At 56.1% G+C, this 17,992-nt stretch carries 18 protein-coding genes and 1 pseudogene; 5 read left to right on the top strand and 14 right to left on the bottom strand.

Going from position 1 to position 17,992, the window contains the following annotated elements; genetic code table 11:
* Positions 1 to 20: 20 nt before the first annotated feature.
* The 8 genes from PHA01_RS05390 to PHA01_RS05355 form a co-directional block, all read right to left on the bottom strand.
* Entirely contained in the window at positions 21 to 878 is an 858-nt protein-coding gene (locus tag PHA01_RS05390; protein WP_271893834.1) for an ABC transporter permease, read from the bottom strand.
* On the bottom strand, positions 875 to 1,723 hold the full coding sequence (locus PHA01_RS05385) for an ABC transporter permease (protein WP_271893833.1): 849 nt from the start codon (positions 1,721 to 1,723) through the stop codon (positions 875 to 877). Before PHA01_RS05385 ends, PHA01_RS05390 begins: the two co-directional genes overlap by 4 nt.
* Positions 1,724 to 1,735: 12 nt before the next feature.
* Positions 1,736 to 2,824 (bottom strand): quaternary amine ABC transporter ATP-binding protein, encoded by a 1,089-nt coding sequence (locus tag PHA01_RS05380; RefSeq protein ID WP_271893832.1) that lies wholly within the window; start codon positions 2,822 to 2,824, stop codon positions 1,736 to 1,738.
* A gap of 85 nt (positions 2,825 to 2,909) precedes the next feature.
* On the bottom strand, positions 2,910 to 3,761 hold the full coding sequence (locus PHA01_RS05375; RefSeq protein WP_271893830.1) for a glycine betaine ABC transporter substrate-binding protein: 852 nt from the start codon (positions 3,759 to 3,761) through the stop codon (positions 2,910 to 2,912).
* 79 nt (positions 3,762 to 3,840) lie between these two features.
* Positions 3,841 to 5,187, bottom strand: coding sequence for an NAD(P)/FAD-dependent oxidoreductase (locus PHA01_RS05370; protein ID WP_271893829.1), 1,347 nt, complete (start codon positions 5,185 to 5,187; stop codon positions 3,841 to 3,843).
* On the bottom strand, positions 5,184 to 6,701 hold the full coding sequence (locus PHA01_RS05365) for an aldehyde dehydrogenase (protein ID WP_271893828.1): 1,518 nt from the start codon (positions 6,699 to 6,701) through the stop codon (positions 5,184 to 5,186). Before PHA01_RS05365 ends, PHA01_RS05370 begins: the two co-directional genes overlap by 4 nt.
* Complete coding sequence (locus tag PHA01_RS05360; RefSeq protein ID WP_271893826.1) at positions 6,694 to 7,605, bottom strand: dihydrodipicolinate synthase family protein; 912 nt, start codon at positions 7,603 to 7,605, stop codon at positions 6,694 to 6,696. The genes PHA01_RS05365 and PHA01_RS05360 overlap by 8 nt, the downstream gene beginning before the upstream one ends.
* The gene (locus PHA01_RS05355; protein ID WP_417020903.1) at positions 7,602 to 8,312 is read right to left on the bottom strand and encodes a GntR family transcriptional regulator; all 711 of its coding nucleotides are present in this window, start codon (positions 8,310 to 8,312) and stop codon (positions 7,602 to 7,604) included. The genes PHA01_RS05360 and PHA01_RS05355 overlap by 4 nt, the downstream gene beginning before the upstream one ends.
* A 344-nt stretch (positions 8,313 to 8,656) precedes the next feature.
* Here PHA01_RS05355 and PHA01_RS05350 point away from each other — a divergent pair, with 344 nt between their 5' ends.
* From PHA01_RS05350 to PHA01_RS05335, 4 genes and pseudogenes are all read left to right on the top strand, one after another.
* Positions 8,657 to 9,052 carry a hypothetical protein gene (locus tag PHA01_RS05350; protein ID WP_271893823.1) on the top strand — a complete coding sequence of 132 codons (396 nt, stop codon included), beginning with the start codon at positions 8,657 to 8,659 and terminating at the stop codon, positions 9,050 to 9,052.
* A gap of 632 nt (positions 9,053 to 9,684) precedes the next feature.
* Positions 9,685 to 9,915 carry a hypothetical protein gene (locus tag PHA01_RS05345; RefSeq protein ID WP_271893821.1) on the top strand — a complete coding sequence of 77 codons (231 nt, stop codon included), beginning with the start codon at positions 9,685 to 9,687 and terminating at the stop codon, positions 9,913 to 9,915.
* Between the two features lie 191 nt (positions 9,916 to 10,106).
* A complete protein-coding gene (locus PHA01_RS05340) occupies positions 10,107 to 10,880 on the top strand; it encodes an NAD kinase (RefSeq protein ID WP_271893819.1) in 774 nt (257 codons plus the stop codon).
* Positions 10,881 to 11,085: 205 nt separating this feature from the next.
* A pseudogene (locus PHA01_RS05335) lies at positions 11,086 to 12,276 on the top strand (DEAD/DEAH box helicase); the annotation flags it as partial.
* A gap of 335 nt (positions 12,277 to 12,611) precedes the next feature.
* Here PHA01_RS05335 and PHA01_RS05330 read toward each other — a convergent pair.
* Positions 12,612 to 12,932, bottom strand: coding sequence for a TfoX/Sxy family protein (locus PHA01_RS05330; protein ID WP_224505996.1), 321 nt, complete (start codon positions 12,930 to 12,932; stop codon positions 12,612 to 12,614).
* 10 nt (positions 12,933 to 12,942) lie between these two features.
* The gene (gene sufA, locus PHA01_RS05325) at positions 12,943 to 13,317 is read right to left on the bottom strand and encodes a Fe-S cluster assembly scaffold SufA (protein ID WP_271893816.1); all 375 of its coding nucleotides are present in this window, start codon (positions 13,315 to 13,317) and stop codon (positions 12,943 to 12,945) included.
* Positions 13,318 to 13,445: 128 nt separating this feature from the next.
* Between sufA and PHA01_RS05320 the strand changes: the two genes are divergently transcribed.
* Positions 13,446 to 14,018: a hypothetical protein gene (locus PHA01_RS05320; RefSeq protein WP_271893815.1), complete on the top strand. Its 573-nt coding sequence runs from the start codon at positions 13,446 to 13,448 to the stop codon at positions 14,016 to 14,018.
* 156 nt (positions 14,019 to 14,174) lie between these two features.
* Here PHA01_RS05320 and PHA01_RS05315 read toward each other — a convergent pair whose 3' ends face one another.
* The 4 genes from PHA01_RS05315 to sufC are packed head-to-tail and all read right to left on the bottom strand — an operon-like array spanning position 14,175 to position 17,903.
* Positions 14,175 to 14,585: an SUF system Fe-S cluster assembly protein gene (locus tag PHA01_RS05315; protein ID WP_417020902.1), complete on the bottom strand. Its 411-nt coding sequence runs from the start codon at positions 14,583 to 14,585 to the stop codon at positions 14,175 to 14,177.
* Positions 14,586 to 14,590: 5 nt separating this feature from the next.
* The gene (locus tag PHA01_RS05310; RefSeq protein WP_271893813.1) at positions 14,591 to 15,832 is read right to left on the bottom strand and encodes a cysteine desulfurase; all 1,242 of its coding nucleotides are present in this window, start codon (positions 15,830 to 15,832) and stop codon (positions 14,591 to 14,593) included.
* A gap of 32 nt (positions 15,833 to 15,864) precedes the next feature.
* Positions 15,865 to 17,136 carry a Fe-S cluster assembly protein SufD gene (gene sufD, locus PHA01_RS05305; protein ID WP_271893811.1) on the bottom strand — a complete coding sequence of 424 codons (1,272 nt, stop codon included), beginning with the start codon at positions 17,134 to 17,136 and terminating at the stop codon, positions 15,865 to 15,867.
* 11 nt (positions 17,137 to 17,147) lie between these two features.
* Complete coding sequence (sufC, locus tag PHA01_RS05300) at positions 17,148 to 17,903, bottom strand: Fe-S cluster assembly ATPase SufC (protein WP_271893810.1); 756 nt, start codon at positions 17,901 to 17,903, stop codon at positions 17,148 to 17,150.
* Positions 17,904 to 17,992 lie beyond the last annotated feature (89 nt).

The raw sequence follows: 17,992 nt of genomic DNA, 5'->3' as shown, positions 1-17,992 counted from the left end.
CGGACTTCCCTCTTTGTGGTTTAAGCCGCGGTTCCAACCGGGTTACGGCCGCGTTGCAATGCGCCTCGCGTCAGCCTGTCGAGGAGAATGGCAATCGCGACGATAGCCAGACCTGCCCGCAAGCCAAGTCCCATTTCCATGCGGGTCAGGCCGCGCGTAACCTCGGCGCCAAGACCACCTGCCCCAACGAGGCCGGCCAGAACGACCATTGCCAACGATAGAAGTATGCACTGGTTCAAGCCCACCAGAAGCGTTGGCATGGCCGATGGAATTTCGATTTTTAGAAGAATAGATTTTGGAGACGCGCCGGTCGCCTGTCCAAGCTCAAGCAGGTCTTTCGGGACTTGGTTGAATGCCAGCGTCGTCAATCGCAGCATCGGTGGGATGCCGTAAACAATTGTAGCAATGATGGCAGGCACGCGGCCGAGGCTGAAGATCATGACGGCCGGAATGAGATAAACCCAAGGCGGAACGGTCTGCATGATGTCGAGCACTGGACGGATGGCGGATTCAAATCTCCTGTGCCGCGACGCGAGGACGCCTAAGGGAAACGCAATGAAAACCGAGATGATAACCGCGACCGTGACAAGAGCCAGCGTCTGCATTGAAGCCGTCCAAAAACCGACCAGCCAACAGAAGGATAAGGAAATCAATGTGATCAAAGCGACACGCACACTGGTGACGGCCGCAGCGAGAGCGACGGCCGCAAGAATGACCGCATAGGGCGGCAAGAATAACAGGGCCGTTTCGATGCCGCCCAACACGGATTCTATCAGTCTTGCCAGCCCGTCAAAGAATGGATGAAAATTGGTGTTGAGCCAATCGACGGTTGGAGCCAGGTACTTACCGGGTGATAACTGGAATGACTCAGGGTTCATCGGTCTGTCTCCTTCATACGGTCGACCGCGCTTTGTGTGAGCCGGTCGAGGACCATCGTGAGTATGACAATGGCAATCGCAGCGTTGATCGAAGTAGCGATATCCAGCGTTCGGATGGAGCCGTAGATAGTCTCACCGAGGCCACCTGAGCCAACGATACCCGCTATGACGACCATACCGAAGGCCATCATGAGGCTTTGATTGATGCCCGCCATCACGCTGGGGACCGCGAAAGGAAGTCGGATCTTGGTAAACATCTGCCACGGCGTTAGACCAGTCGCTTGGCCTAGTTCGATGAACTCACGTGGTGTCATACGGATGCCGAGTGACGTTAACCGGATCGCCGGCGGCATCGCAACGATAACAGTGGCGATAAGTGCCGTCGCCGGTCCATAGCCTAGGAGTGCGATCGCAGGAAGGAGATAGATGTAAGGCGGAAGTGTCTGAATGAGGTCGAGTACAGGCTCCAGGACACGGTCAAGTGTCGGCGAAAATCCTGCAACGACACCAATCGGAACCCCTACAAAAAGGGCGAGCACAGTCGCAGTCATCACCAGGGCGAGCGTACTCATTGTCTCGGCCCACAATCCCATGAAGGCACATAGGATAAGGGCAAGACCTGCCAACGCACCAAACCAGATATTGACCAGGCGCGATCCGAGCGCTGCAGCGATGATCGCGATCACATAGAACGGGGCCAGCTGAAGCAGCCAAAGGATGCTGTCGTACGTACCCTCGAGAACCGCGCGGATGAAGTCGAACAGGCCTTCACCGTTGTCGCTGATCCAGCTAAGCGCGATGTCTGTCCATTCATCGAACGTATCGGTAATGACTGAGATATCCATGCCATTTCCCCTCTACCCGACGTCCACTGTGGCCGCTGACGTTCCGGCAACACCGCGAAGCAGGCCACGTGTGGTCACCACACCGATGATCGCGCCGTTATCAACCACTGCGACAGCGTCGCGATCCGACTGCATCGTCAGATCGATCAGCTCGGCGATGTCAGCCTCCGGCGATGCGTGCAACAGGGAGTCCAGCTTGGCGTCAGCATGCAAACGCCTGTATTCGGCGACTGGCTGCATCACCGAATGTGCTCTGACCAGATGGATTTTTGAAATGCCCGCCACAAAGTCGGCGACGTAACCGTCGGCGGGCTTGGTGACGATTTGCTCCGCGGTGCCCACCTGGACGATCACGCCGTCCTTCATAATTGCGATCCGGTCGCCGATACGGATGGCCTCTTCAAGGTCATGCGTGATGAACACGGCTGATTTTCCGAGCGACTTTGTCAGTTGCCGGAACTCGTCCTGCAGCTGTCGGCGAATGAGCGGATCAAGCGCGCTAAATGGCTCATCCATGAGGATGATTTCAGGATCCGCCGCAAGGGCTCGGGCGAGACCGACGCGCTGCTGCATGCCGCCAGACAACTCGTCCGGGTAACGTGCTGTCCAATCGCCGAGGCCGACCTTTTCCAGCGCGGCCCGCGCGATCTCATTCCGCTCGTCCTTTGCGATGCCTCGGACTTCAAGGCCAAAGGCGGCGTTCTCGAGCACCGTCCGGTGCGGGAGAAGTGCGACGCTCTGGAATACCATGCCGATATTTCGCGCCCGCATATCTCGGAGCTCGCCGGCATTGAGGGAAGCAATGTCTTTGCCCTTCACTGTAATCTTACCGGAACTCGGCTCGATCAGCCTGTTCAGCAAACGGATAAGTGTCGATTTTCCGCTGCCGGAAAGGCCCATGATGCAGAAAATCTCACCACGCCGGACCTGAAGGCTCGCGCCGGAGACCCCGACCACGCAGTTGAACTCATTGAGAACCTGCGACTTGGACAGCCCCCGCTCGGAAACCGCCTTTGCAGCAGCCGACGAGCGAGCACCGAATATCTTCCAGACAGACTGGCAGTCCACTAGCACTTCATTGGCATCGTTGATCGTGTTCATCGCGTTCCCCGCAAGCCAGCCTTCTGCTGGTCTGATTGTTGCCGATTGCGGGCCGCCGCGTCGGGACGACCCGCATTTTTCAAGGTCACTCGCTCTTGATATTTTCCCAGCGCTTCAAAAGGTCCGCGTGTGTATCGGTCCAATCCTTCACAGCCTCGTCCATGGTCTTGCCTTCGTTAACTGCGCTGTTGATCGCGGTTATGTCGGCGAGCGGGACGTAGACGCTGGCGAGTATCTCGCGGGCATGTGGGTTTTCTGCCGAGAAACCCTTCTGCCCGATCCAGTAGTAGCTCTGGGGTGGTGGGAATACGCCCTTGGGATCCTTCAGGAACTTTACATCGTACTTCTGCATCATCCAGGACGGCTCCCAGATGGTCACTGCAATCCATTCCTTGCGATCAGTGGCCGACTTCAGTGCTGCGGTCATCGCCGCGGTACTGCCTTCAACAAGCTGAAGCTTGAGGTCATACTCTTTGACGGAATTGCTTGTGTCGCGCATCAGTCCCGAACCGGGTTCTATGCCCACGATCTTGCCACCAAACTTGTCGGCGTTTTCATTGAGCTGGTCCATGGAGTCGATCGTCACATATTTCGGGACGGCCACGCCCTGGAACAGACCGTGAGAGACTGGAGCGATTTTCTCGAGGCGTTTCTTGTTCTTGTCCCAATAGTCCTGAGCGACGTAGTCAGTCTGTGAGGCGAGGATCTGGATGTCGCCCTTTGTCAGCGCAGCGTAGGCAATGCCCCACTCGGAGAACGGCACGACCTTCACAGTGTAACCGGAGTCTTCCAGTACTTGTTTAGTGATCCCAGTGATAGGGGTGAGGTCCTCCCAGGACATCGTTCCTACGGTAATTGTCTTCTCCTCGGCATGGGCAGACAGCATGGTCATACCGACCACCGCCGCCGCGCAAAGCGCCTTCCACAAAGTCTTCATCGTCACTCTCCTGCTTTCTTGTTCCCGTTCTTGTTGAAGACCTGCGTATGGCGCGGTCTTCACATTGCGCGGTAAGGGTTTATCCCTCGCGGCCTGCACGCAATTCCTGCAAACGGATCACAGCGTTGACGCCGAGCCAGGCGAACGGCTCGGGCGGAAGCTTCGAAGGCTTCGGCTGATCCGAAAATTTATCGAGCATGTTGGAGCGGGTGCCGGTCGCCAAATCAGCGGCCATGAGGCCCGCAAGCGTACTTTTCACGGTACCGAGGCCATTCTCGCAGCACGCAGAATAGAGGCCCTCATCTACCTCGCCGAAGGCGGGTACGTGGTTCAAACTGAGACAAAGACGCCCAGCCCAACTAAATTCGAACGGCACGGCTGACAGGCCTGGAAATCTGGCATCAAGAGAGTGGCGATGCTCCTCGGCCATTTTCGCCATGCGCCGATCCGTCACTGTAATCGTTGTCTCATAAGTGTATTTCGTGCGGATCACGATGCGCGATTGACCGCCGGAGGTGATCTTGCGAACCGTGGCGCCCATTGCATCGGCCGGAAGCAGTGCCCACTGGTCTCGTCCGGACATTCTGCGGCCGAAATCATTGGCGGGGAAAGGAGCGGTCATCGACGCATAGGCGAAGATGTGCATCAGACGCCCACTGAAGTATCCAAAATCATCGATGTGGCCGTTGACAGCGACGATTACCTTCTTGGCGGTGACTTGCCCCTTCGGCGACGACGCGATCCAGATGCCATTGTCCCGTTTCAATGAGGTAACGGGTGAGCGTTCGAACAAGTCAACATTCTTTGATAGCCCTGCCGCGAAGGCACGAATGTAATCGGCAGGTTGAATCAAGACTGCGCCCGGTGTGTATAGCCCACCAAGGTAATAGTCCGATCCCGTGAGTTCGCGCATCTCAGCGGCGTCAAGAAAGGCATGTTTCTCACCGGCGTTCCTGAGGGATTCACCAAACGCCATATTCAACTTCATGCCGCGCGCAGTCGCCGCCGCATTGATTTTTCCCGATGGATCGAACGTCTCACGAGACATTCCGTATTCCGCAGCTGCTTCGGATGCGAATGCTATGGCCAGTCGGTTTTGGGCCATTTCGAGTGTGGTCGCATCGGTACCGCCGCGCGAATATTCGCCTGATGACAGATTGTGAGGAACATCGATCATATATCCCGAATTTCGGCCGGACGTCCCTTTGCCCACTTCACTTGCGTCCAGAACGACGATTTTGTCGTTCGGTCGAAGCTGGACCAGACGACGCGCGGCAGAAAGTCCAGCGAACCCCGCTCCGATGATCAACCAGTCGGCCGTCACGCTGCCTTCGAGGCTCCGGACGGGAAACGAACGCTTACTGATCGCCTCCCAGCCCGAGATGCCGTTTTCTGCCGGCAGACGTTTCACAGGCTTCGTGATCATCTCACCGTCTCGGCCACTGACCGTTCGGATACATCGATCCAGATCGTCTTCAACTCGCAGTAGTTGTAGTGTGCGAAGACCGACTTGTCGCGCCCGCCAAAACCGGATTCTTTGTAGCCGCCGAATGGTGTCGTTGCGTCGCCTTCGCCGAAGCAGTTGACGGTCACAAGGCCCGCCCGGATTTCCCGCGATAGCTTGATGGCCTGACGCAGGCTTGCCGTGTAGACGGACGCCGTCAGGCCATAGTTCGTGTCGTTGGCGAGAGCTACGGCTTCTGCCAGGGAGTTGAACGTCGTGACAGAGAGTATCGGGCCGAAAATCTCTTCCTGAAACAGGCGACTTGCCGGCGTAACTCCGTCAATGACCGTCGGCTCGATGTAGATGCCCTTTTGCGTTTCGCCGCCATAGGCGACAGAGAGCTTCTCGCTTTTTACACTGTCGAGAAAAGAGTTCACCTTGTCGAAATGATTTTTGCTGACGAGCGCGCCAATTCGATTTTCGGGATCGAGCGGGTCTCCCATCTTCCATTCGCGCATGTAGGCACCGATCCGATCAAGCAATTCGTCCTTGACCTTGGCATGCACGATGAGCCTCGACGTGGCGGAACAGTTCTCTCCCATATTCCAGAACGCGCCGTTGACTATCTGTTCGGCGACGAGGTCGAGGTCCTCGGCATCTTCGAGAACGACAGCCGGATTTTTGCCGCCGCATTCAAGGACCACGCGCTTGAGATTGGAGTCCGCAGCATAGCGCAGGAAACGACGACCTGTCGGTGTCGATCCGGTGAACGCCACCATGTCAACGTCCATATGCATGCCGATCGGTTCACCGACTTCCTTGCCCCCGCCGGGTACGACATTGAAGACGCCCGCCGGGATACCTGCTTCATGGGCAAGTTCCGCAACACGAAGCGTGGTCAGAGTTGTCTCTTGAGCGGGTTTCACAATCACCGAGCATCCGGCTGCAAGAGCCGGACCAATCTTCCAGGCCAGCATCAGGAGCGGAAAGTTCCACGGCAAGACGCAGCCCACAACGCCTACGGGTTCGCGCACGACCATAGTCAGTGCGTTCGAGCCCACGGGTGCTGTATGATCATAAAGCTTGTCGATGAGCTCGGCATGCCAACGGAGGGTATGGATTGTATCTGGGATGTCGACTGTCTGGCATTCGCGCACAGGCTTCCCGCTGTCGAGACTTTCCATCACTGCCAGTTCATGACGATGCCGCTCGAGAAGCTTGGCGAAGTTAAGCAGCACGGCCTTGCGCTCTGCGGGCGACTGGAGATGCCAGCGACCATCATCAAACGCCTCTTTGGCTTTGGACACGGCGAAATCGACATCGCTGGCGTCGCACGCAGCGATCTCGGCAAGCGTCTCGCCGGTCGCCGGATTGGTAGTTTTGAATCTCTTGCCTGAGTTTGCCGGACGGAAGGCTCCGCCAATGAAAGCATTGGTCGGAAACGGGATGTCCGCGGCAATCGCCTTATATTCGGCAGCGGTCAACGGTTCATGCATGGTTGGCTCCCGACGTGATATGGGCGACCGTGCGCTTTAGGTTGGCGACGACAGTCTGGAGGGCTCGCTTTTGCTCGGAATTGAGTGGGCGCAGCGGCGCACGAACGCTTCCGGTTTCGAGCCCGATCAATTCGCATCCATATTTGATCGACTGAACGAACTTGCCGCACTCAAGAAAATCCATCAGAGGCAGCATGGCCGTCATAATGGCGCGGCCCTTGTCGAAATTCTTTTCGAGCACGCAGGCTTCGTAGAGGGCGACATGTTCACGCGGGAGAAAGTTCGAGCCGGCGCAAACCCAGCTTTTGGCACCCCATGCGAAGAATTCCAAAGCTTGGTCATCCCAACCGCAGGAAAGCGCAATATGGGGAAACTTGCGGGCAAGCAGATGGAGATTGGCCGTGTCGCCGGAACTCTCCTTGATGGCCACGACGTTCCTGGATTTGCCGACCCGGGAGAAGTACTCATCCCCCATCACGACCCCCATACGGGCAGGATAGTTGTAAAGCATGATTGGCAGATTGGCCGCTCGGTCGACAGTGAGTGCATGGACCGCGTTCTCGCGCTCGGTCGGCAAGGCATATGGCGGGGAAGAAACGAGAACCGCGTCTGCGCCAATTTCCTTTGCTGCTTTGGCGTATTCGACCGAATCTTCTGTTCTGGTTGCGCCCGTCCCGATGATTAGTGGCAGCCTCGTACCGATCACATCCTTGGCGTAGGCCGCAAGATCGAAACGCTCTTGGGCGCTTTGAGAATAGTATTCACCCGTCGATCCACCTACGATTATGCCGTGCACTCCTGCTTCGATGAGCGATTCGAGCACTGCCGCAAAGGCGCCACGGTTGATCTGGCCATCTTGGCCGAGCGGCGTGATCGCCGGCGTATAGATACCTTCGAAAGTCACGGCACCTTCTCCATGGATGTGGCGGGTTTTTCAACGAGCGCATCCGCCCTCATTCCCTCCGGCGCGATGAACATCTCCATGTTTTCGCGCGACAATTCCCAATGCTCGAATACAAGATCGACGACTGTGTCCTCGTCGTGCGCGTTGATTGCAGCGATGAAGCCATCGTGGTGTTCCACGGCGAGTTGCAGTCGCTTGCGCATGTCATCGTTCCGCGGCCGGAAAAACGTGTGACCGATACGGGCATGGTCGATCAACAACCGGCCAAGGCTCGGCTGCAGATAGGCGTTGTAGGACATCTCACCGATGATCTCGTGAAAGCGGTTGTTCTCCAGCACCATGGCGAAGGCGTCGCCGCTGACACTGGCGCTGCGGAAGCGCTCCTGCGTATCCTTAAGATCCGACAACTGGCGGGGCTTGAAGTTCTGGACAGCCAGTCGGCCGATGGCAGCGTAAACCATCGGAGCAACAAGGAAGAAGTGGCGAAGCGTCTGATGGTTCATCGGAATGACGCGTGCGCCGCGGTTCTCGCGGATATCGACGTAACCCTCGCCCTGTAGGCGACGGAAAATCTCGCGGACAGGCGTTCGGGAAAGCCCATAGCGCTCGCTCAGACTCACCTCGTCCAGATCCTCATCAGGATCCAGTTCCATCGTTAGAATCTGCCGCTTGAGATCGTCGTAAAGGCTGTTCTTGCCGCGCTTCATCAAAACCTCCCGCTGAATTTCCGTCGATCATGCCATTTGACCAGTTCGATGCCGCAAAATTCGCATGGTGCCGGACCAAAGTCAACAAAATTGTATTTTTTGATTACACAATTTAAATACGTGAGAAATACATATCGGATAAATGGGAGTTTCGAAGGAGAAAATTTGTGCGCACGCCGGCAAACAAGCATTTGGCGGAGTGAGGTGGGTGTATGGCCGGGCGTTCTGCTGTGCTGCTTCCTCGGCTCAGTCAATCGTGGCGTCATCATGCGGTAAGGTTGTCGTCAACCTGTGCATGTTGCTATGATGTATCGGACCAGCCGATTGGCTTATTGGAGGTTGCCATGACATCCGGAAGCAACAAAACTGACAGTGAAGCCTACGAGTTGGCAAGCAGAACAGCCGATGCACAACGAGCCAAGCTTCCTGACTGGCAGCGCAATCAAATCAGCGATGCCGATATGCAAACTGGAGAAACGTGGTTTGTTTGGGGTTTTTACGGCGCGATGACCGATGACATCGAGCGGCGGAGACGGCTGCTGGTTGCTTACGTGAACAACAAATATACCGACGGAAAGAGTAGCGAACAGCTCTTCGACGAAATCTCCAAAGCTGCGCAAGAAGGAAACCGTTTGTTCGATGCGATAGCGGCAGCGGGCGGTCAGGCGTACCGGGAAGGCGGCGACGGCCATTTGGCGAACATCGCGACAATCTTTCTGAACGTGGGCAGAAACCACTAGGCAGGCGCACGCTGAGGAAAAAATCCGCGAGGCCGCCATATGGGGCTTCTGCAAAAATGGGGAGGAAAAAGACGTAACGTTTGCGTCTCTTCTCCTCCCAGCTAGGCTGACCGTTAAATCGGGGTGCAATCAAGGTCTAAAGTCGGTCAGTGCGGCGAGAATACACCCGCTGCGGGTTGCGGTATGTGTAGCTATATTGCTATCCACCGAAAGGCGTATTTCGCTTCCTTGCATGGCTTTCATGGAGAAAAAAGGGAGGAGAGAGACAAACGCATGGCGGGGGGATGCTGTGCGTTCGTAGATCTCTATCTCCTCCCAGTACAGGCCGATCATCGGCAGGACTTGGGAGTCCTCCCGATCGACCGAGGGAATAATACAACGCTGCATTGAGAACGTATGTGTGACAAAGGAACTCCCTATCTCAAGTTGCATCAATCCTAATGGTACAACTTGCCGGACGGTTGTCATAAGTCGTTTGGATGAAAGTGGTACTCCGCGCGCACAAAAAGTCCGACGCTTGCAAAAATATAGTGGTTATCAGGCTCACCTACCCACTATGGGTTGATTTCAGAGGGCCGAATCAGGTCAAATCCTGAAATGACGCGGCAACTGCGGCTGGAAGGATTGAAGAGATGACCATGAGCTTCGAGGAGTTTCAAGGTTCGCGTGACTACAGTGACGATCTCCATGCGGAAGGTTTGTGTGAAGGCGAAGGCTTCGTCTACGCCGATGGACTTTGTTGCATCGAAAAGAGCGGCGCGGTGTACTTGCTGCACAGCGATGGCCGGACACTGGTGAGCAGTGATCTGACGACGCTCGAGCGAGAGCTTTATCAGCGGTTTTATCGGGCTGCCGCAGCTTAAACACCGCGCTCGCAGCACATTGGAGATTCAATCCATTGGCGGCAGCCACTTGTCGCCTGATTGACTTGCAACAGCATTCCTTCGGTGTCTTCCCGTAGCGCTGCCATTTTCCAGAATGTTTTATGGTCTTTTTTGCCAGATCGCTTCCGGCGTGTTAGGCACGTGCCAGTCGTTCGGATATGCAGGCAGCCATGAACCGGAAAATTGAAACATTTGCTTTTCTTTCCTCCGGCACGCCGGATTCAGACGCAGCATTGCATGATCTCACTAATATCTATGGGCAGACCGAAGCCAAGGATGCCGATGTCATCGTTGCGCTTGGCGGCGATGGGTTCATGCTGCAGACGCTGCAGCACTACATGAACCAGGGCAAGATGATCTATGGAATGAACCGTGGATCGGTCGGCTTCCTGATGAACGAGTTCAGCGACACCGCGCTGAAGGAACGGGTGGAGGCAGCGCAGTCGGAGACAATCCGGCCATTGAAAATGGTAACGGAGTCCGCCGACGACGGTACGTTCACGGCGTTTGCGTTGAATGAAGTCTCTCTGCTGCGTCAGTCATACCAGGCCGCCAAGATCAGGATCAGCGTCGATGACAAGGTGCGGCTGGAAGAACTGATCTGCGATGGCGTCATGGTCGCAACGCCTGCCGGCTCGACCGCATATAATCTTTCAGCGCAAGGACCCATCCTGCCGCTTGATGCACGGCTCCTTGCCCTCACCCCGGTTTCCGCTTTTCGCCCCCGGCGCTGGCGCGGTGCACTGCTGCCGAACAAAGTGACAGTGCGGTTCGATATCCTCGAGCCAGAGAAACGGCCGGTAAATGCCGTCGCCGATCATATGGAAGTAAAATCCGTTCTATCGGTCACAGTTGAAGAAGCATCTCAACTCAGGGCGACCATTCTGTTTGACAAGAACCATTCCTGGAACGAACGAATTCTCAAGGAACAGTTCCTTTATTGACAACATCAGAATAAAATGATGCACAATTGTAACGAACTCTTAAATCTGGGCTGATCCAAGAGTTGACTTTTGCTGGCATGCGCCGTAACGCCATTGTCAGCAAACGCTGTGCAAATCGAGAGTGCCTGATGCTTTGATGCAGATGACGCCCTAGCCGACAACAGGCATGCGCAGCACCGACTGCAGATAGAAAGTTAAATCTCCATTGACCACCTTTGCTGACCTGGGCCTTTCGCCGAAAGTGCTCGATGCTGTAGAAGCAGCAGGATATACAATACCAACACCGATCCAGCTTGGCGCGATCCCGCATGCGCTGCAGCGCAAGGACGTTCTTGGCATCGCCCAGACCGGCACCGGCAAGACCGCCTCTTTCGTTCTGCCGATGCTGACGCTGCTTGAACAAGGCCGCGCGCGGGCACGCATGCCGCGCACACTCATCCTTGAACCGACGCGCGAACTCGCAGCGCAAGTCGAGGAGAACTTCGTCAAGTATGGCAAGAACCATCGTCTTAACGTCGCACTGCTGATCGGCGGCGTTTCCTTCGACGACCAGTTGCGCAAGCTTGAACGCGGCGCTGATGTGTTGATCGCAACGCCCGGACGGCTGCTCGACCATTTCGAACGCGGCAAGCTGCTTTTGAGCGCCGTCGATATTCTCGTCATCGACGAAGCCGACCGCATGCTCGACATGGGCTTCATTCCCGATATCGAACGTATCTGCAAGTTGATCCCCTTCACACGCCAGACGCTGTTCTTCTCGGCAACCATGCCGCCGGAAATCACGAAACTGACGGAACAATTCCTGCATTCTCCCGTCCGCATCGAAGTTGCTAAGGCTGCGACGACGGCGAAAACCGTAGAGCAGCAACTGGTCAAGTCAGGTAAGAAGGATTGGGAAAAGCGCGCGGTGCTGCGCGATCTCATCCGTGCCGAAGCCGACGGACTGAAGAACGCGATCATCTTCTGCAATCGCAAGAAAGATGTCTCCGAGCTTTTCCGCTCGCTGGTGAAGCACGAATTCGATGCCGGCGCCTTGCACGGCGATATGGATCAGCGCGCACGCACGACAATGCTGGCGAACTTCAAGGACAACAAGTTGAAGATCCTCGTTGCGTCCGACGTCGCCGCGCGTGGGCTGGACATTCCCGATGTCAGCCACGTGTTCAACTTCGACGTCCCGATCCATTCCGAAGACTACGTTCATCGCATCGGCCGTACGGGCCGTGCCGGCCGTTCCGGCAAAGCCTTCACACTCGTAACGCCAGCCGATGTCAAATATCTTGCGTCGATCGAAAAGCTGATCGGCGAGGATATCAACTGGTATGATGGTGATCTGTCCACCCTGCCCGTCTCGACCGAACAGGACGACGCACCGCGCCGTGGCCGCAATAGCCGCGACAAGAGCGCGCCAAAGCGCAGGCCTCGCAATGAGGGCCGTGAACGCGAACGCCCGCAGTCCGAAATCGACATCATCGCAGCGGCTGAAAAGGCCAAAGAGTTTGATGCGCAGCCGATAGTCGATGATCAGCCGATCGTTCGTACCGCTGAGAAGCCGCAAAAGGCCGCGATCAAAGCGGAAAACGAGCAGCGGCGTGCTCGCGTCCCGCATGCCGAGCCGCGCCGTGATCACCGTCGCGACCGCGATGATATGGGTTCGGCACCGATTGGCTTCGGTGATGAAATCCCGGCTTTCATGCTGATTGACACCAAAGTCTGAGAAATTTCAGGCTGTTACTTGGCCACGCGCAATGAGGCCTCGTACGCCCGCCTTGCCCATTCCGTCATGATGTCGGGGTCATCGAAAGCCTCTGCCGGGACAGACCAATAGGGCATGCCGACGGGCTTCCTGCCCTCGCGCTCATAGGTCCATTGGCGGCAATTGGCTGCCTCAAATTCGGGCGCTGAGACCTTATCTGCTTTCAAGAGAATTTCGTCACTGACTTCGAGCGCAATGATGGTGCCTTCGAAGTAGATGCCCTTGCCGCCAAACATGCGTTTGATCGTTACTGGCCCAAGCCCTGAAAACAAATCCTGAATTGCGTCATTGTCCATGACGAAAAAGTCAGGAAGCGGCTGATGCCAGCGTTTCCGGCTTGGCCGGCATTAATTCAACAGACTCCCCACAACCACAGGCCGAAGTCTGGTTGGGATTGTTGAAGACAAAGCCCGTGCGCAGCTTGGTCACTTCAAAGTCCATCTGCGTGCCCAAGAGGTAGAGCACAGCTTCCGGCGCGACGAAAACCTTCGAGCCGTCTTTTTCGACGACATCATCACCGGCTTTTGCTTCGGTAACGAGATCGACCATATATTCCATGCCTGCGCAGCCGCCCTTCTTGATGCCGACGCGAATGCCGAGCGCATTTTCGCGCGTCGCGACGATCTCGCTCACACGCTGTGCGGCGGCGTCAGTCAACGTCATGACAGAAAAACGACCCATTTCTCATCTCTCTTGTTCGAGATCGCTGGAACGATCACTCGAATAACATAGTTAGTGTTACACAACCGTCACTGCAAGTGTTCAAACTGTGCTCGACTGATAAACATGACTGGCAGAGGGCCGAAAGCATGAATTATCGCCATCTCGTTCTTTGCAGCGCAGCAGTGTTATCGCTGCATATCGTACCAGGGCTCGCGCAGGAAGCGAAACAGCCTGAAGCCCCTACACCTGCACCTGCGGAAACGCCGGTACCGAAGGAACAAGCGGCAACCGCAACGCAGACACCCCCGGAATATCTTGATGATCGGAGCAACCCCGAGGCCCTGATCAAATCGTACTACAATGCCATCAACCGGCAAGAATATGCTCGCGCCTACAGCTATTATGCTTCGGATAGCCCCCCGCAACCATTCCCGCAATTTCAGGCGGGGTATGAAACCACCGCAACGGTCAGCGTGCTGTTTGGCAAGGCTGTCGGCGAAGGCGCGGCCGGTTCGGCCTATTGGAGCCAGCCAATGGCGATTAAATCCGAGGCAAAAGATGGTAGCGTCACGGTGTTCAACGGCTGTTATCGTCTAAGATTGGCAAACCCGGCGATCCAGGGCGTTCCCTACGTGCCGCTCTCCATCTTGGACGGAACACTGCAGAAATCAGAGCAGCCATTCGAACAGAGTGTGCCGGAAGGCTGCGAAGCGCCTTAGAGCCAAAACCTGCTTAGGGTCGTTGAGATTCGCGATCATGACGAATCGAAAACGGTGGTTTTCGAGAACCGGAGCGGAGCGTACTTGAAGTACGTGAGCACCGGATCGCAGAAAAATGCCGTTTGCAGATCGTCAGGGCGTGAATATCAACCCACCCTAATACCAGCCGACGGCGACCTGCGCCTCTTCCGACATGCGATCGGGCGTCCACGGTGGATCGAATGTCATGGTGACATCGACAAAGCTCACGCCCTCGACCGCGCTAACAGCATCCTGCACCCAGCCAGGCATTTCGCCGGCAACCGGGCAGCCAGGTGCCGTCAGTGTCATTTCGATCTTGACCGAGCGGTCGTCTTCGATGTCGATCTTGTAGACCAGACCGAGTTCGTAGATATCGGCAGGAATTTCCGGGTCATATACGGTTTTCAAGGCACCAATGACATCATCGGTCATCCGCGCCAGCTCGTCGGCAGGAATAGCCGACACGGTCTCGACCTCGGCCTTCGCAGAACCGGTTTCAACGACCGGCGTTTCAGCTTTTTCCAGTGTCTCGACTTTTTCCGTCATCGTCATCACCCAAAGAATTTCCGCGCCTTTTCCAGCGCATCGGCGAGAACATCGATCTCGTCTCTTGTATTATACATCGCAAACGATGCACGGCATGTGGATGTTACACCGAAGCGTTTCAATAGCGGTTGGGCGCAATGGGTACCTGCCCGCACGGCAACACCTGCACGGTCAATCACCATCGATACGTCATGGGCATGAATGCCCTGCAGTTCGAAGGAAATAATTGCACCCTTGTCCTTGGCATCGCCAAAGATACGTAGCGAATTGATCTCGCGCAGACGTTGGTGTGCGTAGTCGCGCAAATCTTCTTCATGCGCGAGGATGGCAGCGCGGCCGATTTTCTCGACATATTCAATCGCTGCACCAAGGCCGATAGCCTGGGCAATCGGCGGGGTGCCGGCTTCATACCTGTGTGGCGGGTGGTTATAAGTGACAATATCCTCCGTCACCTCCTCGATCATTTCGCCGCCACCCTGGAATGGTCGCATTGCTTCGAGCATTTCCTTGCGCCCATAAAGCACACCGATGCCCGACGGTCCGTAGATCTTGTGGCCGGTAAAGACGTACCAGTCGCAACCGAGATCCTGCACATCGACCGGCAGGTGCACCGCACCTTGGCTGCCATCGACCAGCACCGGAATACCGCGCGCATGGGCGATACGGACGATCTCCTTGATCGGTGTCACTGTTCCAAGAACGTTCGACATATGGGTGATCGCCACGAGCTTGGTGCGGTCGGTCAGCCGCTTCTCGAATTCCTCGATGTGGAATGCACCTTGTTCATCGACAGGCACCCAGACAAGCTTGGCGCCCTGGCGTTCACGGATGAAATGCCATGGCACAATATTCGAGTGGTGCTCCATGATGGAGAGCACGATCTCGTCACCCTCGCCGATATTCGGCATGCCATAGCCATAGGCGACGGTATTGATCGACTCTGTCGCGGATTTGGTGAAAACGATTTCATCAACCGACGCTGCATTCAGAAACCGGCGGACGCTTTCCCGTGCTTTTTCATAGGCATCGGTCGCAGCGTTCGACAGGAAATGTAGCCCGCGATGCACATTGGCGTATTCGTTGGAATAGGTGTGCGTGATCATATCGATCACAGCCCGTGGTTTCTGGGCCGAAGCGCCATTATCGAGATACACCAGCGGCTTGCCATAGACTTCGCGCGACAGGATGGGGAAATCCTGGCGAATTGCATCTACGTCATAGCCGCTTTGAATGATCCTTGTATCCATGATAGCCGCGCTTTCCATATAGGTTCAGTCGATCAGACGTGTGCTGCGAGCCATTTGTCGAGAATGTCTTCGAGTGCTTCGACCAATGGCTCGTTTTCCAGCTCTTCGACGATTTCGGCAACGAAGGCCTTGATCAGAAGACCTCGCGCTTCATTTTCCGGAATACCGCGTGCACGCAGGTAAAACAGATGATTGCCATCGATCTCTGTAACTGTTGCGCCATGGCCGCAGGCAACGTCATCCGCAAAAATCTCCAGCTCCGGCTTGGCGTCGAATTCGCCATCATCCGAGAGAAGCAACGTGTTGCATGCCATGCGCGCGTCGGTCTTCTGGGCGATCTTGTTGACCTTGATCTGACCCTGAAACACGCCGCGCGCGCGATCAGTGACGACATTTCGGATGATCTGCACCGATGTTGTGTTTTCGACCAGATGACCGAGTGTCATGGTGACGTCCGTATGGCTGTCGCCGCCGAGCAAGTTGACGCCGCGCAACTGGAAATCGGAACCTTCGCCCTTCACCAGCACATGCACTTCCTGACGGACGAGCTTGCCGCCGGCATTGACGATGTAAACCGTCAATTTGGCATTCGAGCCAATCTTGGCGATGAACTGCGCCAACTGCGTTGCCTCGACACCCTGCTCGCGCAGGATGATCCAGGTAATTTCCGCATCATCAGCGACTGTCACATTGCTGACGCTGGTTGAAAAACCTTCACCCTCGCCGCCGGTTTGGCGCTCAATGATTGTTGCCTTGACACCCTTGCCGAACTTGACCGGAAAACGCACATGGCCCTGGCCGCGAAGCTGGGCGTTCTGCAATTCGAGCGGCGTTTCCAGTTCCACGCCATCGGCAAAGGCAATCGCCCAGCCATCGGTGACATAGGCCGCATTGATCTGGCCGATCGCGTCGTCGCCGTCACGAATGGCAAGCTCGCGGATCACCGAACCATCGGACAGTTTATCGCTGAACTTGCTGAATTCGACACCTTCGAGACGTGGATGGGTCAGCGCGACACCGTTGGAAACGGTCGCCACCGCAGATCCTGCGATAATCGCCGGCAAGGCGTTGGTTCCCGCGGTCCCGTCATAGGCGGGAATGTTGCGCAGCAACGTGCGCAGATCAGTGTAGTGCCAAGCCTCGACGCGACGCGAAGGAAGGCCTTGCGTCTTCAACGCTTCAATCGCGTTATCGCGGGCGCTGGCGATTTCACCGTCGCCCGGGAGCTCGCCCATCCGGTCGACGAAAGCGTCGACCAGTGCCGATTCAGCAGGTGTGGGTTGGCGTCCTGTATGAACATTCATGACGTTATTCCTCAGGCTGCCTCACCGATAATATCGGCATAACCATTCTCTTCCAGCTCGAGTGCAAGATTCTTGTCGCCCGACTTGATTACCTGCCCCTTGTAGAGAACGTGGACAGTGTCCGGCACGATATAGTCGAGCAAACGCTGGTAGTGGGTGATGACGATCACAGCGCGATCGGGCGACCGCAACGCATTGACGCCATCGGCAACGATCTTGAGCGCATCGATGTCAAGACCGGAATCGGTCTCGTCGAGAACGCATAGCTTCGGCTCCAGCAGCTTCATCTGCAGGATTTCTGCACGTTTCTTCTCGCCGCCGGAGAAACCGACATTGAGCGGACGCTTGAGCATGGCGATATCCATGTCGAGCGATGCAGCTGCTGTCTTCACGCGCCCGATGAACTCGGGAATTTTTAGCGGTTCTTCACCGCGTGCCTTGCGCTGTGAATTCATCGCTACCTTCAGGAATTCCATCGTCGCAACACCCGGTATCTCCATTGGATACTGGAACGCGAGGAAAATGCCCTTTGCTGCACGCTCGGACGGGTCGAGCTCCAGAATGGATTCGCCATTGTAAAGAATGTCGCCTTCGGTGACTTCGTAGTCACTACGGCCCGCGAGAATATAGGACAGAGTCGATTTTCCGGAACCATTCGGCCCCATGATCGCAGCGACTTCACCAGCCTTGACGGTGAGATTCAGGCCGCGAATGATCTCGGTGTCCGTGTCTGCGATCTTCGCATGAAGGTTTCTGATTTCCAGCATTGTACTACCTTTTAGATTCCGGGAATCAGCCTTGGCGATCCCTAACTTTCAATCTTGGTTCTGTCGGCCAATGACACGTGCCGTGCCGA

Source organism: Candidatus Phyllobacterium onerii (assembly GCF_028331445.1).
In the GTDB taxonomy this organism is placed as follows: Bacteria; Pseudomonadota; Alphaproteobacteria; order Rhizobiales; family Rhizobiaceae; genus Phyllobacterium; species Phyllobacterium onerii.
Note: the sequence above shows the minus strand (reverse complement) of the source record. Positions and strands in the feature narration are given on the sequence as shown.

What these genes read in the sequence shown, in the direction of transcription:
- PHA01_RS05390 (WP_271893834.1), bottom strand. Translation starts at nt 878, where the DNA reads ATGAACCCTGAGTCATTCCAGTTATCACCCGGTAAGTACCTGGCTCCA.
- PHA01_RS05385 (WP_271893833.1), bottom strand. Translation starts at nt 1,723, where the DNA reads ATGGATATCTCAGTCATTACCGATACGTTCGATGAATGGACAGACATC.
- PHA01_RS05380 (WP_271893832.1), bottom strand. Translation starts at nt 2,824, where the DNA reads ATGAACACGATCAACGATGCCAATGAAGTGCTAGTGGACTGCCAGTCT.
- PHA01_RS05375 (WP_271893830.1), bottom strand. Translation starts at nt 3,761, where the DNA reads ATGAAGACTTTGTGGAAGGCGCTTTGCGCGGCGGCGGTGGTCGGTATG.
- PHA01_RS05370 (WP_271893829.1), bottom strand. Translation starts at nt 5,187, where the DNA reads ATGATCACGAAGCCTGTGAAACGTCTGCCGGCAGAAAACGGCATCTCG.
- PHA01_RS05365 (WP_271893828.1), bottom strand. Translation starts at nt 6,701, where the DNA reads ATGCATGAACCGTTGACCGCTGCCGAATATAAGGCGATTGCCGCGGAC.
- PHA01_RS05355 (WP_417020903.1), bottom strand. Translation starts at nt 8,312, where the DNA reads ATGAAGCGCGGCAAGAACAGCCTTTACGACGATCTCAAGCGGCAGATT.
- PHA01_RS05350 (WP_271893823.1), top strand. Translation starts at nt 8,657, where the DNA reads ATGACATCCGGAAGCAACAAAACTGACAGTGAAGCCTACGAGTTGGCA.
- PHA01_RS05345 (WP_271893821.1), top strand. Translation starts at nt 9,685, where the DNA reads ATGACCATGAGCTTCGAGGAGTTTCAAGGTTCGCGTGACTACAGTGAC.
- PHA01_RS05340 (WP_271893819.1), top strand. Translation starts at nt 10,107, where the DNA reads ATGAACCGGAAAATTGAAACATTTGCTTTTCTTTCCTCCGGCACGCCG.
- PHA01_RS05330 (WP_224505996.1), bottom strand. Translation starts at nt 12,932, where the DNA reads ATGGACAATGACGCAATTCAGGATTTGTTTTCAGGGCTTGGGCCAGTA.
- sufA (WP_271893816.1), bottom strand. Translation starts at nt 13,317, where the DNA reads ATGGGTCGTTTTTCTGTCATGACGTTGACTGACGCCGCCGCACAGCGT.
- PHA01_RS05320 (WP_271893815.1), top strand. Translation starts at nt 13,446, where the DNA reads ATGAATTATCGCCATCTCGTTCTTTGCAGCGCAGCAGTGTTATCGCTG.
- PHA01_RS05315 (WP_417020902.1), bottom strand. Translation starts at nt 14,585, where the DNA reads ATGACGGAAAAAGTCGAGACACTGGAAAAAGCTGAAACGCCGGTCGTT.
- PHA01_RS05310 (WP_271893813.1), bottom strand. Translation starts at nt 15,832, where the DNA reads ATGGATACAAGGATCATTCAAAGCGGCTATGACGTAGATGCAATTCGC.
- sufD (WP_271893811.1), bottom strand. Translation starts at nt 17,136, where the DNA reads ATGAATGTTCATACAGGACGCCAACCCACACCTGCTGAATCGGCACTG.
- sufC (WP_271893810.1), bottom strand. Translation starts at nt 17,903, where the DNA reads ATGCTGGAAATCAGAAACCTTCATGCGAAGATCGCAGACACGGACACC.